Origin of the sequence: Burkholderia sp. MSMB1498, from assembly GCF_001526245.1 — a bacterium.
Taxonomy (GTDB): Bacteria; Pseudomonadota; Gammaproteobacteria; order Burkholderiales; family Burkholderiaceae; genus Burkholderia; species Burkholderia savannae.
Genome location: NZ_LOYJ01000034.1, coordinates 26,029 through 41,860 on the forward strand (window position 1 = coordinate 26,029; position 15,832 = coordinate 41,860).

Annotated in this window: 17 protein-coding genes and 1 pseudogene; 9 read left to right on the forward strand and 9 right to left on the reverse strand. The window is 68.8% G+C overall.

What is annotated here, in order from left to right:
• Positions 1-46: 46 nt before the first annotated feature.
• The 6 genes from WS91_RS06985 (at position 47) to WS91_RS07010 (ending at position 4,618) form a co-directional block, all read left to right on the forward strand.
• The gene (locus WS91_RS06985) at positions 47-970 is read left to right on the forward strand and encodes a branched-chain amino acid transaminase (RefSeq protein WP_060821228.1); all 924 of its coding nucleotides are present in this window, start codon (positions 47-49) and stop codon (positions 968-970) included.
• A 61-nt stretch (positions 971-1,031) separates the two neighbouring features.
• Positions 1,032-1,229, forward strand: a complete 198-nt coding sequence (locus WS91_RS06990) for a zinc-finger domain-containing protein (RefSeq protein WP_004197553.1) — start codon at positions 1,032-1,034, stop codon at positions 1,227-1,229.
• A gap of 127 nt (positions 1,230-1,356) precedes the next feature.
• Positions 1,357-2,397: a lipopolysaccharide heptosyltransferase II gene (waaF, locus tag WS91_RS06995; RefSeq protein WP_038751679.1), complete on the forward strand. Its 1,041-nt coding sequence runs from the start codon at positions 1,357-1,359 to the stop codon at positions 2,395-2,397.
• A 131-nt stretch (positions 2,398-2,528) separates the two neighbouring features.
• Complete coding sequence (locus WS91_RS07000; RefSeq protein ID WP_038751681.1) at positions 2,529-2,975, forward strand: nuclear transport factor 2 family protein; 447 nt, start codon at positions 2,529-2,531, stop codon at positions 2,973-2,975.
• A gap of 19 nt (positions 2,976-2,994) precedes the next feature.
• A complete protein-coding gene (locus WS91_RS07005) occupies positions 2,995-4,029 on the forward strand; it encodes a hydrolase (RefSeq protein WP_038751684.1) in 1,035 nt (344 codons plus the stop codon).
• Positions 4,022-4,618: a DUF2946 family protein gene (locus WS91_RS07010; RefSeq protein ID WP_059669984.1), complete on the forward strand. Its 597-nt coding sequence runs from the start codon at positions 4,022-4,024 to the stop codon at positions 4,616-4,618. Before WS91_RS07005 ends, WS91_RS07010 begins: the two co-directional genes overlap by 8 nt.
• 284 nt (positions 4,619-4,902) lie before the next feature.
• Here WS91_RS07010 and WS91_RS07020 read toward each other — a convergent pair whose 3' ends face one another.
• Positions 4,903-6,621, reverse strand: coding sequence for a M48 family metalloprotease (locus WS91_RS07020; RefSeq protein WP_059669986.1), 1,719 nt, complete (start codon positions 6,619-6,621; stop codon positions 4,903-4,905).
• 230 nt (positions 6,622-6,851) lie between these two features.
• On the opposite strand from WS91_RS07020, the gene moaC reads away from it, so the two are divergent.
• Positions 6,852-7,340, forward strand: a complete 489-nt coding sequence (moaC, locus tag WS91_RS07025; protein ID WP_038751717.1) for a cyclic pyranopterin monophosphate synthase MoaC — start codon at positions 6,852-6,854, stop codon at positions 7,338-7,340.
• Positions 7,341-7,497: 157 nt separating this feature from the next.
• Here the strand turns inward: moaC and WS91_RS07030 are convergent, their stop codons facing one another.
• The gene (locus WS91_RS07030) at positions 7,498-7,863 is read right to left on the reverse strand and encodes a TonB family protein (RefSeq protein WP_059669987.1); all 366 of its coding nucleotides are present in this window, start codon (positions 7,861-7,863) and stop codon (positions 7,498-7,500) included.
• Between the two features lie 265 nt (positions 7,864-8,128).
• Positions 8,129-8,599 (reverse strand): DUF2501 domain-containing protein, encoded by a 471-nt coding sequence (locus tag WS91_RS07035; RefSeq protein ID WP_038751692.1) that lies wholly within the window; start codon positions 8,597-8,599, stop codon positions 8,129-8,131.
• 105 nt (positions 8,600-8,704) lie between these two features.
• Here WS91_RS07035 and WS91_RS07040 point away from each other — a divergent pair, with 105 nt between their 5' ends.
• A complete protein-coding gene (locus tag WS91_RS07040) occupies positions 8,705-8,935 on the forward strand; it encodes a hypothetical protein (protein ID WP_059669988.1) in 231 nt (76 codons plus the stop codon).
• Positions 8,936-9,103: 168 nt separating this feature from the next.
• On the opposite strand, the gene WS91_RS07045 is transcribed toward WS91_RS07040, so the two are convergent.
• The 6 genes from WS91_RS07045 to WS91_RS07070 all read right to left on the reverse strand — a co-directional run bounded on the left by WS91_RS07045 (position 9,104) and on the right by WS91_RS07070 (position 15,601).
• Positions 9,104-10,891, reverse strand: a complete 1,788-nt coding sequence (locus WS91_RS07045) for a PglL family O-oligosaccharyltransferase (RefSeq protein ID WP_059669989.1) — start codon at positions 10,889-10,891, stop codon at positions 9,104-9,106.
• Between the two features lie 240 nt (positions 10,892-11,131).
• Positions 11,132-11,677: a type IV pilus assembly protein PilA gene (gene pilA / locus WS91_RS07050; RefSeq protein ID WP_081989928.1), complete on the reverse strand. Its 546-nt coding sequence runs from the start codon at positions 11,675-11,677 to the stop codon at positions 11,132-11,134.
• 186 nt (positions 11,678-11,863) lie between these two features.
• Positions 11,864-12,577, reverse strand: a complete 714-nt coding sequence (locus tag WS91_RS07055; RefSeq protein WP_038751703.1) for a TerC family protein — start codon at positions 12,575-12,577, stop codon at positions 11,864-11,866.
• A 140-nt stretch (positions 12,578-12,717) separates the two neighbouring features.
• Positions 12,718-13,599, reverse strand: coding sequence for a succinate--CoA ligase subunit alpha (gene sucD / locus WS91_RS07060; protein WP_038713009.1), 882 nt, complete (start codon positions 13,597-13,599; stop codon positions 12,718-12,720).
• A 144-nt stretch (positions 13,600-13,743) separates the two neighbouring features.
• Complete coding sequence (gene sucC, locus WS91_RS07065; protein WP_268811010.1) at positions 13,744-14,925, reverse strand: ADP-forming succinate--CoA ligase subunit beta; 1,182 nt, start codon at positions 14,923-14,925, stop codon at positions 13,744-13,746.
• A 64-nt stretch (positions 14,926-14,989) separates the two neighbouring features.
• Complete coding sequence (locus WS91_RS07070; RefSeq protein WP_059647230.1) at positions 14,990-15,601, reverse strand: DUF2889 domain-containing protein; 612 nt, start codon at positions 15,599-15,601, stop codon at positions 14,990-14,992.
• Between WS91_RS07070 and WS91_RS35585 the strand changes: the two are divergent.
• Positions 15,600-15,832, forward strand: a pseudogene (locus WS91_RS35585) (hypothetical protein); the annotation flags it as partial. The gene WS91_RS07070 and the pseudogene WS91_RS35585 sit on opposite strands and share 2 nt — an antisense overlap.

Consider the following 15,832-nt stretch of genomic DNA (forward strand, 5'->3'; position numbering starts at 1 on the left):
CCGCGCGCGCTTTCTGCGCATCCCCGCATCCACTAGGAGAAGACCTATGTCAATGGCCGATCGCGACGGCAAGATTTGGATGGACGGCAAGCTGATCGAATGGCGCGACGCCAAGATCCACGTGCTGACCCACACGCTGCACTACGGCATGGGCGTCTTCGAGGGCGTGCGCGCATACAAGACGGCCGACGGCGGCACGGCGATCTTCCGCCTGAAGGAGCACACGAAGCGCCTGCTGAACTCGGCGAAGATCTTCCAGATGGACGTGCCGTTCGACCAGGAAACGCTCGAGGCCGCGCAGCGCGACGTCGTCCGCGAGAACAAGCTCGAGTCGTGCTACCTGCGCCCGATCATCTGGATCGGCTCGGAGAAGCTCGGCGTGTCGGCGAAGGGCAACACGATCCACGTCGCGATCGCGGCCTGGCCGTGGGGCGCGTACCTCGGCGAGGAAGGCCTCGCGAAGGGCATCCGCGTGAAGACGTCGTCGTTCACCCGCCATCACGTGAACGTGGCGATGGTGCGCGCGAAGGCGTCGGGCTGGTACGTGAACTCGATCCTCGCGAACCAGGAAGCGACGGCCGACGGCTACGACGAGGCGCTCCTCCTCGACGTCGACGGCTACGTGTCCGAAGGCTCCGGCGAAAACTTCTTCCTCGTGAACCGCGGCAAGCTGTACACGCCCGATCTCGCGTCGTGCCTCGACGGCATCACGCGCGACACGGTCATCACGCTCGCGAAGGAAGCCGGCGTCGAAGTGATCGAGAAGCGCATCACGCGCGACGAAGTCTACACGGCCGACGAGGCGTTCTTCACCGGCACCGCGGCCGAAGTCACGCCGATCCGCGAGCTCGACAACCGCACGATCGGCAACGGCGCGCGCGGCCCGATCACCGAGAAGCTGCAAAGCGCGTTCTTCGACGTCGTGAACGGCAAGAGCGCGAAGCACGCGGACTGGCTCACCAAAATCTGAACGCGCGGCGCGCCCGTCGCCGGGCGCGCGCGCCTCGCCATCGCCATAACGAGAAAGCCCCATGAGTGAAATCAAGGAAATGCCGCTCATCGAACTGACGGCCAAGGATCTGCCCGCCTACTGCCCGAACCCGGCGATGCCGCGCTGGAGCGCGCATCCGCGCGTGTTCATCGACGTCTCGCACGGCGAGGCGCGCTGCCCGTACTGCGGCACACGCTACAAGCTGCGCGACGGCGAAGTCCTCCGCGGCCACCATTGAGCGCGCGGCGGTTTCACCGCCCGACGCGGCGCGCACCGGCCGACCGGCACGCGCCGCCGCCCCTCCCCAGCAACCCGAGCGCGGCGCATGAGCGTCGCGCTTTATTACGACATCGGAAATCCCCCTGATGCGTCGAGCGTTGGTTATCGCACCGAACTGGATCGGTGACGCATTGATGGCGCAGCCGCTTTTCGCGCTGCTGAGGAAGCTGCATCCCCGCATCGTCATCGACGCCGTGGCCCCGGCGTGGGTCGCGCCCGTGCTTGAGCGGATGCCCGAGATTCACGATGTCCATGCAACCGACCTCGCGCACGGCAAGCTGCAGATGCTGCGCCGCTGGCAGCTCGCGAGCGATCTGCGCGAGCTCGGCTACGACGCCGCGTACGTGCTGCCGAACTCGCTGAAGTCCGCGCTCATCCCGTGGCTCGCGGGCATCCCGCTGCGGGTCGGCTACACGGGCGAGCATCGCTACGCGCTCCTCAACGTGCGCCACGCAAACCCGAGCAAGGCGCGCGACGAGCGCCCGCCGATGGCCCAACATTACGCAACGCTTGCATATGCGCCCGGCGCGAAGCTGCCCGAGTCGTTCAACGCGCTGCCGCCGCCTAGGCTCGAAGCGGACTTGAACGAGACGGCGCGCGTATCCGCGCGCTTCAATCTCGACACGCGCAAGCCGCTCGTCGTGTTCTGCCCGGGCGCCGAATACGGCCCCGCGAAGCGCTGGCCGCCCGAGCATTTCGCCGCGCTCGCGCAAAGCGTGAGCCAGTCGTTTCCCTACACGCAGATCGTCGCGCTCGGCTCGCCGAAGGACGCCGCCGCCGCGCAGGCGATCGCCGAGCGCGCGCCGAACGTGCGCAATCTCTGCGGCCAGACGTCGCTCACCGAGGCGTGCGCGCTGATCGCGCGGGCGAACGCGGTCGTCACGAACGATTCCGGGCTGATGCACGTCGCGGCGGCGCTGCGCCGGCCGCTCGTCGCGCTCTACGGGTCGACCGATCCGCGTCATACCCCGCCGCTGTCGGAGCTGGCAAAGGTACAATGGCTGCATCTCGAATGCAGTCCCTGCTTCGAACGCGAATGCCCGCTCGGCCACCTGAAGTGCCTGCGCGAGCTGAGCCCGGAGCAGGTGTTCGGCGATTTGCGCGGGATGCTCGTCGGACAGCGCTGACGCCCGCGGCCGCAAGGCCGCCCGTCGCGCGGCGCGCACCCCGCACCCGACTCACCGCTAAGCGGGCGGCCCTGCCGATGCACGGGCCGCCTTGATGAAACGGCGCGCGCCGCGCGCGAGAGATAGACCCGATGCCACGTTTTGCCCGCCTCTTCGAAGCCGCCGCCGACACGCTGAACGCGTACTACCAGGCAGTCGCCGACGCCAACCTCGACGCGCTGATGGTCCTCTGGATCGACGAGGACTTCGCCAGCTGCATCTGGTCGGACGGCACGCACCTGCACGGCCTCGAGCAGATCCGAAGCGGGTTCGGCGAGCGCATGTCGACGCAGCCCGTGACGATCGAGCCGCTCGACATCCGCGTCTACGACAGCCTCGGCACCGTCGTCTACACGGTCGCGGAAGCGCACCAGCAGGCCGATCTCACGGCCGAGCCGCAGATGGTGTTCACGACCTACGTGATGATCCACGAGCGCGGCGAATGGCGGATCGCCCACATCCACGCGAGCCCGATCCCCGAGCAGACGGCGGCCCAGTTCGCCGCGAAGATCCGCCACGCGCAGGGGCCGCTCCACTGAGCGAGAGGCGTTCGCAGCGATGAGCACCGCGCTACCCCCCCTTCCCGCTGCCGACGAGACCGCCCGCCCGGCAGCCTCGTCCTTCTATCGCGCGCCGCTTTGGCTGCCGACGAGCCACGCGCAGACGATCGTCCCCGCGCTCCTCGCGCGCCGTCCCGATATTCCGTACCGGCGCGAGCGCTGGGACACGCCGGACGGCGACTTCATCGATGTCGACTGGCTCGCGCATCCGGCGGGCGCCGCGCCCGAGCCGAACGCGCCGCTCGTCGTGCTGTTCCACGGCCTCGAAGGCAGCTCCGATTCGCATTACGCGCGCGTGGTGATGGCGGCCGCCCGCGCGCGCGGCTGGCACGGCGTCGTCCCGCATTTCCGCAGCTGCAGCGGCGAGATGAACCGGATGCCGCGCTTCTATCACCTCGCCGACAGCGCCGAAGTCGACTGGATACTGGCACGGCTCGCGACAAGCCACCGCGGGCCGCTCGTCGCGGTCGGCGTGTCGCTTGGCGGCAACGTGCTGCTGCGCTGGCTCGGCGAGCGGCGCGGCGGCGCCTCGTTCGTCGCGGCGGCCGCGGCGATCTCGGCGCCGCTCGACGTCCACGCGGGCGGGCGCGCGCTGTCGCAAGGCTTCTCGATGGTCTACACGCGCAGCTTCCTGAAGACGCTGAAGCTCAAGGCGCTCCTGAAGCTCGAGCAATACCCCGGGCTCTTCGACAAGGACGCGATGCTCGCCGCGCGCACGATGCACGACTTCGACGACATCGTCACCGCGCCGCTGCACGGCTTCGTCGACGCGAACGACTACTGGACGCAGGCGACGACGCGCCCGCTCCTCGCGGCGATCGACGTGCCGACGCTGATCCTCAACGCGCGCAACGATCCGTTCCTGCCGGCGTCGGCGCTGCCCGGCCCGCGCGACGTGTCGCGCGCGGTCGTGCTCGACCAGCCCGAGCACGGCGGCCACGCGGGCTTCATGACGGGCCCGTTCCCCGGGCGCATCGACTGGCTCCCGGCGCGCGTCTTCGAATTCTGCTCACGGTTCACCGATCATGGATGACATCGTCAAACAGGCGCTCGCCAAGTGGCCGAACGTCCCGCACTGCACCGGATGGCTGCTGCTCGACCGTCGTGGCGGCTGGCGGATGCGCGACGACGCCGCGCAGGCGGCGGGCGCGCTCGGCTCGCCCGTCCGGCACCCGGCGCTCGTCGAGTTCATCGCCCGCAACTACGAGCGCGACGACGACGGGCAATGGTTCTTCCAGAACGGGCCGCAGCGCGTGTACGTCGAGCTCGCGTACACGCCGTGGATCGTCAGGCTCGCGGCGGATCGCGACGCTCCGCCGCGCGTCGCGCTCACCGACCACACGGGCCGCGCGTTCGAGCCGGCGCGCGCGTGGCTCGACGACGCGGGCGGCGTGCTGTTCGCCGACGCGTCGATGCCGCCGCGCGTCGCCGCGCTGCACGATCACGATCTGGGGCTCTTCGCCGATCACGCCGACCTCGACGACGACGGCGCGCACGGCGTGTTGCATCTCGGCGGCGGCGTCGACCTGCCGCTCGAGCCGATCCGGCGCGACGACGTCGCCCAGCGGTTCCGGTTCGTCGCGAGTCCGGCCGCGCGCGCGGCCGAACGACCGGAGGGCTGACGCGGGCGGGCTGATGCGGGCGGCTGACGCGGACGGTGGACGGCGGATGGCTGACGCGGGCCGCGGACAGCCGCACGCTGCATGTGCGTCAGCGGCAGGCGAACCGCGCGCGGCGCTTGGCCGCTTCGTTCGCGACGTTCGCGCCGCGCATGCCGTTCGCGCCGCATATGCCGTTCATGCCGTTCGATTCGTCCGGATTCCATCAGGACATTCGTCGGCCGGCAGCGTGACGAGCCGCGCCGGCCGGCACGTCGCCCGCGACGATCGCGGCGTCGCGCCGCGCGTCACCCGCGACGGTTGTCCTTGTCGTCTTCCCGCTCTTCCTTGTAGCGCGCCTCGAGCTCGTGCAGCCGCGCGCTGATGATCGACTGCTCATAGAAGCTCGCCGACTTGAGGTCGCGCGCCTCGCGCAGCTGCCGGATCGCCGACGGCCATGCGCCTTCGAGCGCGAACTTCTCCGCGAGCGCGCGTCGCTGCGCGACCGCGTCGCCGTTGCCCAGGCTCGCCTGCGCGAGAAAGCTCCACCAGTCCGGCTGGCCGGGATCGGTGCTCGCCTCGGACTGCGCGAGCGTTTGCGCCTGCGCGTAGCGGCGCGCGGCGAGCAGCGCCTGCAGGTGCGCGGCGATCGCCGCGTGCGAGCCCGGCCAGCGCTCGCGCGCGGCGGCGGCGAGCCGCACCGCGTCGTCGGTGCGGCCCGCTCGGCGCGCGATCTCGGCCGCGAGCACGTCGAGGCTCGGCGAATTGCGCGCCGAATCGCCCTCGCTGGCCGCCGTGCGCGCGAACACGTCGCGCGCCGCGGCGAGCGCGCGGTCCGCGTCGTCGTAGCGGCCGCCGAGCATCTCGCCGAGCGCGATCCCGTACCAGTTCGCCGCGACGTTCGGCGCGATCCTGTCGTCGAGCTCCACGCGCATCCGCCGCGCCTCGTTCGCGTAATCGGTCGGCGAGCGGTTCTGCAGCATCCGCAGGCGCGCGCGCACGAAGCCGTATTCCGGCGATTGACGCGGCTGCTTGTATGGCGCGCGTCGCGCGCGATCGTCCATGTCGGCGATCCGCTCGCCCGTCAGCGGGTGCGTGCGCGCGTACGCCGGCACGCCCGCGTCGCCCAACGACGCGCGCTCGAGCCGCTCGAAGAAGCCAGGCATCCCGTACGGATCGTAGCCGGCGCCCGCGAGCAATTGAAAGCCGACGCGGTCCGCCTCGCGCTCGGCCGAGCGCGAAAAGCGCAGTTGGCTGTCGACGGCGAACGCCTGGCCGCCCAACGCGATCGCACTGCCGAGATCGCCGCTGCGCGCGAGAATGCCCGCGAGCACGCCGAACAGCATCGTCGCGAGCGCCGCGTAGCCGCTCTTCTCGCTTGCGCCGATCATCCGCGCGATGTGCCGCTGCAGCACGTGCCCCATCTCGTGGCCGATCACCGACGCGAGCTCGGATTCGGTCTGCGTCGTCGCGACGAGCCCGCTGTTGATGCCGATGAAGCCGCCCGGCAGCGAGAACGCGTTGATCTGCGGATCGCGCATCGCGAACAGATCGAAATCGGGCATGTAGCCGCCGATGAACTGCGCGGCGGCGGCCGCCGACAGCTTCGCCGCGACCGAATTCAGGTAGTCGCGCACGAGCCAGTCGTCGAGATAGTCGGGATCGCGCCGCACTTCGCGCATCACGCGCTCGCCGAGACGGCGCTCCGCCTGCGGCGTCAGCGAGCCGCCCGAGCCGTCGCCGAGATCCGGCAGTTGCAACGAGCGAAGCGGCGCGCGCAAACTGGGCGTGCCCGACGCCGGATCGGCGAGCCGGCTTTGCGCGCCGCCATAAGTGCCGAACACGCCGGGCGCGATGCCCGACGGCACGGTCGAGATCGCGTCACGCGCGAGCGGCGCGGCGTCGACGATGCCGGCGGCAGGCGCGGATTCGAGCGGCGGCGCATCGGCCCGTGGCTGCGCGTGGCCGCCGGGCGGCAGGGCGAGCGCCGCGGACAGCAAGACGGCAAACGACGATTTGACGCGCATGGGCAAGGATCTGAGCGGCCGTGGCGTAATTGTTCGATGGAGCTGCGTCATTGTAACGGCGCGCGGGCGCCATGCTCGCGACGCCGGCGCCTGTCGAAGCGGTTGAATCGGTGGAAGCGGTTGGATCGATCGGTTCGATCGGTTCGATCGGGGCGGTCGGGGCGGTCGGATTGGCCGGGCCGGCCGACAGGCCGCGCTGCTATGATAGGCGCCCTCTAACGGAGCAAGACATGTCTGGATTCACACACTTCGACGCCGCCGGCCACGCGCACATGGTCGATGTCGGCGACAAGCAGGAGACCAAGCGCATCGCGGTGGCGCGCGGCGCGATCCGGATGCTGCCCGACACGCTCGCGCTGATCCGCGAAGGACGCGCGAAGAAAGGCGACGTGCTCGGCGTCGCGCGGATCGCGGCGATCCAGGGCGCGAAGCGCACGGCCGATCTGATTCCGCTCTGCCACCCGCTCGCGCTGACGCGCGTCGCGGTCGACTTCGAATTCGACGACGCGCTGCCCGGCGTGCGCTGCACCGCGCAAGTCGAGACGCTCGGACGCACCGGCGTCGAGATGGAAGCGCTGACCGCGGTGCAGGTCGGGCTCCTGACGGTCTACGACATGTGCAAGGCCGTCGACCGGGGAATGACGATCACCGACGTGAGCGTGACGGAAAAGCGCGGCGGGAAGTCGGGGGATTGGAAGGCCGGCGAAGCGGGTGCGTGACGCCATCGATCTCGTCCGCGCAAGCACATGAGCAACGCACCGTCGAATCCCGGCGTGGGTCATGCAACTTCGTTGAGCGCGTCGCGGCCGACAGCGGCTTCGAGTTGGAACGATATCGCGCGCTCGCCGCCTTTCCCACAGACGTTTGCGATCCGCATCACCGAGCCGTCTTCGCCGCCGGCTCGAAGACGAACGGCCGCGTCAGCGTAAACGGATACCGTTCGCCGCCGCGCGCGGGCGTCTGCGTGCATTCGACCTTCGACATCGCGTCGACGGCCGCGCGATCCGCCGCCGCGTTCCGGCTGCTCGTCGTCACCGCGACGTTCTCCGCATTGCCCGATGCCGTGATCATCGCGCGCACGAGCACGGTCGCCCGGCGCTCGAGCGGCTTCGCGCTGTCCGGATACACCGCGACGGGCATCGTGCATTCGAGCTTCGCCGCATCGCGCGGCGCGAGCGCTGCGCAGCCGGCGAACAGCGATGCGGCAAGAGGAAGCGTCAGGTACGTCGTCTTGGTCTTCATGTTCGTTCTGGTCAATCTGCAGCGTCCGTCGCGCGAACCGACGGCGCCCGCATGGCGACCGCCGTGCGATTGCGCACCCCGATTCTTGTTCTGGCTTTCCGTTCTTCTTGCGCACCGGCGCCCGACTTCGGGCGACGCGCGCCATGCCGCACGCCGGCGCGACGCGCATCGCATGCGCAGCGCGCTTCGATTGCGCTTGGTCCGCGCATCAGCCGCACGCCGATCGCCCGTCGTCCGCACCGGCGGCGCGGCGCCGGCGTCCCGCTTACAACAGCGACTTCGCCTGCGACAGCACCTTGTCGCAAACCTGCTTCGTCAACTGCTGCTTGAAGTTCTGTCCGCCGCTCAGGTCGAGCGTGCGGCCGTTGCCGGCGTCGAGAATGCCGTTCGCGCCGCTCGCGTAGCTGCTGTCCGACGTGACGCCGCCGCCGAGTTTGCCCATCAGCGCGTCCTTCACCGACGAAGCGCCGCCGTCGCCGAGATAGTTGTTCTTGATGCAGAACTGCAACAGGCCCGCGACGTTGCCGGTACTGCCGGGCGTGAGCAGCGAGCCTGCCGATGCCGCTCCGCCCGCGCCGCCGAGATTGCCGAGCGCGCCGGCGATGCCGCCCGCGCCGTTACCGGCGTCGCCGCCTTGCTTGAGTAGATCGCCGAGCTGCGCGTGCGCGGTCGGCAATGACACGATGCTGGCAACCAGGATGCCGGCAGCGGCAATACGATGAGTACGCGTTTTCATGGGCTTCCTCTCAGGGCAAGAAATCGTTCCAGTCGGTGAACACCGCGCCAAAGGATACCCGAACGACGCGGCGCGCATCCGTTCATCCCGGTTCGTCGCGAACGAATGCGGCGCGATTTGACACTGCTTGACGTCATCGCCCGCACGCGGCGGATGACTGGCGTGTTGCGCGCGGTCTCTCGGGGTGCCCGCCGCGCCGATTTCTCGTCGTCGCGAATTCTCGCGGCGGCGGCCAACCCCAACGATGCACGTCGGCAAAGCGATGCCGGCTCATGCGTCGCGCGCGATGCGATTCGCTGCATCGGCGCCGCGGCGCTCACCGTTTCGCGCGCGTGACGAGCCGGCGGAGCGCGCCGCCGCGCATCGCGCGTCACGCGTTGCCCGTGCCGCATCACGCAATCGCGCCCCTCTGTCTTCGCGCCGTCCAATAAAAAACCGCCACAAGAAGCGGCGGTTTCACGGCCTGCGGCGGGTTCCGGCCCCGAAGCGCCGAGCGCTTCGATATCAATCGTCGCTGTCGTCTTCCTCGTCGTCTGCCGATACGGTCGAAGCAGGCGTGCCGTACGTCGCGACGAGCGCCGCCTTGAACGACTTCAGCGACGGCTGATCGTCGAGCAGCTTGTACAGCGCGGCGAGCTGCACCGGCCAGTCGTGCAGTTCTTCCGCGAACACGCGCAGCCGCTCGACCGTGTCGAGCGCGTCGGCCTCACGGCCGTCGAGCGCCTGCAACACCGCGTAGCGGCGCAGCACGGTTTCGCCCGGCAGCAGCGCGATCGCGCGTTCGTGCGCGGCGAGCTTCGCCGGTAGGTTGTCGCGCGAGATCGCGAGCAGCGTCGCCGCGCCGTAATCGCCCCATGCGCCGAACAGGAACGACGGATTTTCGCGGTACTGCTCGGCCGGATTCGTGCCGTAGTACAGCACTTCCGCGCGCTGGTAATCGCGCAGCACCGGATACAGCGATACGAGGCCCGCCACGGACAGCGCCGCGAACAACGCGAACGCGGCGCGGCCCGGCAGCACGCGCAGCGGCTTCGTCTCGAGCAGGCCGATCACGAACATCACGGGCAGCAGGAAGAACGTGTACTGCTGCGGATATTCGACCAGCGCGTGCATCAGCAGAATGCCGACGAGCGCGAAGCCGAACACGCGGCTCTCCGTGTGCGGCACGCGCAGCGCGCGTACGAACCACGCGACGAGCGCGACCACCAGCACGCCGATGCCGAGCAAGCCGGACTTCGCGAGCAGATCGATGAAGATGTCGTGCGAGTTGTTCGCGATCTCGACGCCGCCCAGCTTGCGCACGAGCTCGAACTGGTGAATCGGGAACTCGCCCCAGCCGACGCCGAGCAGCGGATGCTCGCGGAACATCGTGAGGCCGTATTTCCAGAGCGCGAGGCGCGGCGCGATCTGGCCGGCGTCGCGCATGCGGTCGGCGGCCGATTCGGCAAGGCCGAGGTGGTAGTGCACGTTCACCCAGCGCACCGCGACGTTGACCGCGACGAACAACGCACCGAGCACGATCGGCATCGCCCACGCGCGCGCCCGGCTTGCTGCCGGATCGCGCCGGCCCTGCGCGAATGCCATCCAGAAGCCGGCGACGACCATCACGCCCACCTGCAGCCACGGCCCGCGCGACACGGTGAGCGCGAGCCCGACGGACAGGAACACCGACAGCGCCGCCCACGCGAGCGCTGGCATCCGGCGCGTCTGCACGAGATAGAGTGCCCCTGCGAGCGCGAACGCGATGTAGGTCGCGAGGTGATTCGCCTGCGCCATGTTGCCGTACGGCCTGCGGTCGACGCTCACGCCGTACGACACGACGAACGGCGAGAACGTCGGCTCCAGATGGAACAGCTGCACGAGCTGGCTGGCGACGGCGAAGATGCCGCCGACGATGGTCGCGCCCGCGATCATCCGCGCGACCATATCGGCCATGTTCGCGCGCGCGAGCGCGTAGCCCGACTGCATCGCGACGAGCGCGCCGAGCAAATAGCCCACCGCGAGCCAGTTCATCGACGGTTGACGCAGCGGCAGCAGCGCGACCTGCGCGAGCAGCACCGCGCCGAACCCGAGCGGCGCGACGAGCGCCAACGGCGCCGCGAAAGGCTGCGCGGTGCGCTCGGCTTTCACGAGCAGGACGACGGTCGCGCCGAGCACCCAATACAGCGCGAACGCGGCGAATTCGGAATAGAAGGTCGGGATCGGATACGTGTGGTTCGTGACCGCATACGGCAGGATCAGGGCGACTGCAAGCGCGATCAGCGACAAAGAACGCAGAAAAGAGGAAGGCATGAGCGAACCGGGTGTCAGCAACCGGCGCACTATACAAAAAAAACCTCCCGCTGTGCGGGCCCGGAGCACCGGTCGCACCTCGTCATCGCGTCACGCACCAATGCGGTGCCGCGGCAATGGCCCGTTTGTCGGCCAATGCCCGCGACGTCCGGCGCGGCCCCCGCCCATCGCTCGCCCCGTCCCCTCGCTACGCACCCCGCCGTGCCCTTCCGGCGCTTCGCCGCCGCCCGCCGCCGCCCTTCACGCGCGACATTCCGGCGGCGCGAGCTTGCCGGCCAGGGTCGGCGCGTCGGTCGGCATCGGCCCGGCGCCCGGCGCGGGAAGCGACGACGACGCCTTGCCGTCGACAAAGCACTCCCACGTGATCGCGCCCGCCTGGACGACGCCCTTCGACAACGCGACGCGCGCCGTCGGCGTGTCCGCCCGGTCCGGCGCCGACGGCACGAGCACGAGCGTATTCGCGCCCGCCGCCGCGACGCGCGTCGTGAATGCGACCACGATCTGCCCGGTGTCGTCGTCGACGCGAATCGATTCGACGTTGCGCGTGCCCGGCGGCGACACGTAGCCGCCCGCGAAACCGCCGCCGCTCGCTGCATTCTCCGCGACCGCGAGCCGCGCGGACGCCGCGAGCGCGAGCCCCTCGCCGACCCGGCTGCGCGCGAGGTAATCCTGATACGCGGGAATCGCGTACGCCGCGACGACACCGACGATCGCAAGCACGATCATCAATTCGATCAACGTGAAGCCGCGGCCACGCCCCGCCGCGAGCCTCGATGCGCGCCACATCCGGCGCAGCGCGCGCACGCCGCCCACGCGCGCCGAAAACGACGATAAAACGGAAAGAACTTCGCTCATGACAGGCTCCGAAAACGAAACACGCCTGCCGGATGAGGCAGGCGTGTCGATCGTAGCCAGCGGCCGGCGACGCGGGCAGTCGGCCGGACGGCCGACGCCGCGAAACGCGTGCGTCGGTCAGCGGGAGCCCGCCGCGCCCGATGCCGCGCGCCGCTTCTTCAGCGCGTAGCCGGCGATCACGACGAAGAGCGCGCCCGCGACGCTCGCGCCGTAGATCGCGGCGGGCGTGTCGAGGAGCGGCCAGCGGTCGCCCGCCGGATCGTTGACCATCAGGCCGCCGGCGATCCAGCCGAGCAGCGCCGCGCCGAGCGTGATGAAGATCGGGAACCGATCGAGCAGCTTGAGGACGAGCGTGCTGCCCCAGACGATGATCGGAATGCTCACGAGCAGGCCGAAGATCACGAGCGCGATCCGGTGGCCCGGGTCCGCCTGTTCGGCCGCGCCGGCGATCGCGATCACGTTGTCGAGGCTCATCACCGCGTCGGCGATCACGATTGTCTTCACCGCGTCCCACAGCCTGTCGGCGGGCTTGATGCTGTCGTGCGCGTCGTCGGCGGGCGCCATCAGCCGCACGCCGATCCACAGCAGCAGCACGCCGCCCGCGAACTTCAGGAGCGGCACGTCGAGCAGCAGCACCGCGAACGCGATCAGCACCACGCGCAGCACGATCGCGCCCGCCGTCCCCCACAGCACGCCGCGCACGCGCTGTTGCGCGGGCAGGTTGCGGCAGGCGAGCGCGATCACGACCGCGTTGTCGCCGCCGAGCAGGATGTCGATGACGACGATTTGCGCGACGGCGCCCCAATGGAGCGAGGCGAAGAATTCGAACATGAGAGCGAAGCGAAGGAAGTGGGGCCGGCATGCGTTCCGCCCGCGCCGGGCGGCCCGGCGCAAGGCTTACGGAACGATTGCGCGAGCATAACAAAAAACGCCGGCTAAGCCGGCGTTTTTCGTGGCGATGAAACCGATGCTTACAGCGCTGCCTTCAGCAGGCGGCCCATCTCCGACGGATTGCGCGTAACCGTGATGCCGCACGCTTCCATGATTTCCAGCTTCGCTTCGGCCGTATCCGCGCCGCCCGAGATCAGCGCGCCGGCGTGGCCCATGCGCTTGCCCGGAGGCGCCGTGACGCCCGCGATGAAGCCGACGACCGGCTTCTTCATGTTGTCCTTGATCCACTGCGCGGCGTTCGCTTCGTCCGGACCGCCGATTTCGCCGATCATCACGACCGCGTCCGTATCCGGATCGTCGTTGAACATCTTCATCACGTCGATGTGCTTCAGGCCGTTGATCGGATCGCCGCCGATACCGACCGCCGACGACTGGCCGAGGCCGAGCGCGGTGAGCTGCGCCACGGCTTCATACGTCAGCGTGCCCGAACGCGACACGACGCCGATGCGGCCCTTACGGTGGATGTGACCCGGCATGATGCCGATCTTCAGTTCGTCCGGCGTGATCGTGCCCGGGCAGTTCGGCCCGAGCAGCAGCGTCTTGCGGCCTTCGCGGCGCATGCGGTCCTTCACTTCGATCATGTCGCGCACTGGGATGCCTTCCGTGATGCAGATCGCGAGATCGAGATCGGCTTCGACCGCTTCCCAGATCGCAGCCGCGGCGCCCGCCGGCGGAACGTAAATGACCGACACGGTCGCGCCGGTTTCTTCCTTCGCTTCCTTGACGCTCGCGTAGATCGGAATGCCTTCGAAATCCTCGCCGGCCTTCTTCGGGTTCACGCCCGCGACGAACGCTTCGCGGCCGTTTGCGTATTCACGGCAGGCGCGCGTGTGGAACTGGCCGGTCTTGCCGGTGATGCCCTGCGTGATGACCTTCGTGTCTTTGTTGATCAGAATCGACATGTAATGACCTCTGTTCGATCGGCGTCGCGAGAAAACCGCGCCGCCATGCGTGTTCAATGTTGCGCTCGGGAAAACGCCGGGCTGCCCCGAATCCTCCCGCCCCGCTTGGGGGCCTGGCGCGCAGCGCCAGGTGCGGGCGGCTCGTTACTTGCCCGCAGCCGCGGCGACGACCTTCTGCGCCGCTTCTTCCATGCTGTCCGCCGAGATGATCGGCAGGCCGGATTCCGCGAGCATCTTCTTGCCGAGGTCTTCGTTCGTGCCCTTCATGCGCACGACGAGCGGCACGTTCAGGTTCACGGCCTTCGAGCCCGCGATCACGCCTTCCGCGATCACGTCGCAGCGCATGATGCCGCCGAAGATGTTCACGAGGATCGCCTTCAGGCCCGGGTTCTTCAGCATCAGCTTGAACGCTTCGGTGACCTTCTCGGTCGTCGCGCCGCCGCCCACGTCGAGGAAGTTAGCCGGCTCGCCGCCGAACAGCTTGATCGTGTCCATCGTCGCCATCGCGAGGCCCGCGCCGTTCACGAGGCAGCCGATGTTGCCGTCGAGCGAGATGTACGCGAGATCGAACTTCGACGCCTCGATTTCAGCCGGATCTTCCTCGTCCAGATCGCGGTACGCGACGATTTCCGGATGACGGAACAGCGCGTTCGAATCGAAGTTGAACTTCGCGTCGAGCGCGATCACCTTGCCGTCGCCCGTCAGCACGAGCGGGTTGATTTCGGCGAGCGACGCGTCCGTTTCCCAGAACGACTTGTACAGGCCCTTCAGGATTTCGCGCGCTTGCGCAAGCGACGCGTCCGGCACGCCGATCTTCTTCGCGAGATCGTCGGCTTCGGCGTCCTGCAGGCCCAGCGACGGCTCGACGGCGACCTTGTGGATCGCTTCCGGCGTCTTTTCCGCGACTTCCTCGATGTCCATGCCGCCTTCGCTCGACGCCATCACGACGACCTTCTGCGACACGCGGTCGATCACGATGCCGACATACAGTTCCTTCTTGATGTCCGCGCCTTCTTCGATCAGCAGACGGTTGACCTTCTGGCCTTCCGGACCGGTCTGGTGCGTCTTCAGCTGCATGCCGAGGATCTGGTTCGCGTACTCGCGCACTTGCTCGAGCGACTTCGCGACCTTCACGCCGCCGCCCTTGCCGCGGCCGCCCGCATGAATCTGGGCCTTGACGACCCAGACCGGGCCGCCCAGCTCTTCCGCCACCTTGACGGCCTCGTCCACCGAGAACGCCGGCTTGCCGCGCGGTACCGCGACTCCGAATTTCCGCAGGATTTCCTTACCCTGGTACTCGTGAATCTTCATGCGTGATTCCTTCAGTCTGTGAGTTGGCTAAAAAAAGTCGATTGACGATCGCTTCTTCTGACGATTCAAGCGTTCGCCCTCATTCCTTCGCACCGTCCAAGCCCTCGCGCGCGGGGCGGCTCGCGCCGTACCAACGCGGATAGAACTGCCGAACCGCTTCTCCGTCGAACCGCAGCGCGTGACAACGGCCGAGCTGGAACGGCGGCTCCGCGGCCGGCTGGCCTCGCCCGTCCGTCTGGCCGCCCAATTGCTCGCGCACGTCCCATACGTCGCCCGCGAACGCCTGGATCGCGGCCGTCGGCAACACCGCGCACAGCTCGGTCAGGTGCGAGCAGCCGGCGACGCCCGACAGCAGCCGGGAGACGTCGCGACGGAAATGGCGGAAGAGGTTGAGCCCGATGAGGACGCGGTAGGCGGATTGGGCGGATTCGCATTGACCGGGATAGGGTACCCAGTCGGACGACGCGTCGACGTCGACGATATTGAGTTCGCGATCGATCGTGACGCGCAGCCAGAGCTCGTGAATCGGCAGGCCGTTCGGCCTGGCGCCAGACGCGAGCGCGACGTCGCGCGGCTTGTGATCGGTCAGGCAGGCTTCGATGTCCCACAAGCCGTCGGCACGCTCGTAGGCTTCCGCTCGAATTGCGCGGCGATGGCGCAACTGACGGGATACGGGCTCGGATAGCGGCATGCGGGAAGGTGAAGCCGAAGAGGGAAACTCGGCGATTTTAGCATATCGCCCGCCCGTGCCCGGTCTGGCCCCGTGCGAGGTTTCGAGGGTTTCGGGGCGCGATGCGGTCGGTGGTCGGCGGTCGGCGGTCGGCGGTCGGCGGTCGGCGGTCGGCGGTCGATGGTCGATGGTCGATGGTCGATGGTCGATGGTCGATGGTCGATGGTCGATGGTCGATGGTCGATGGTCGAT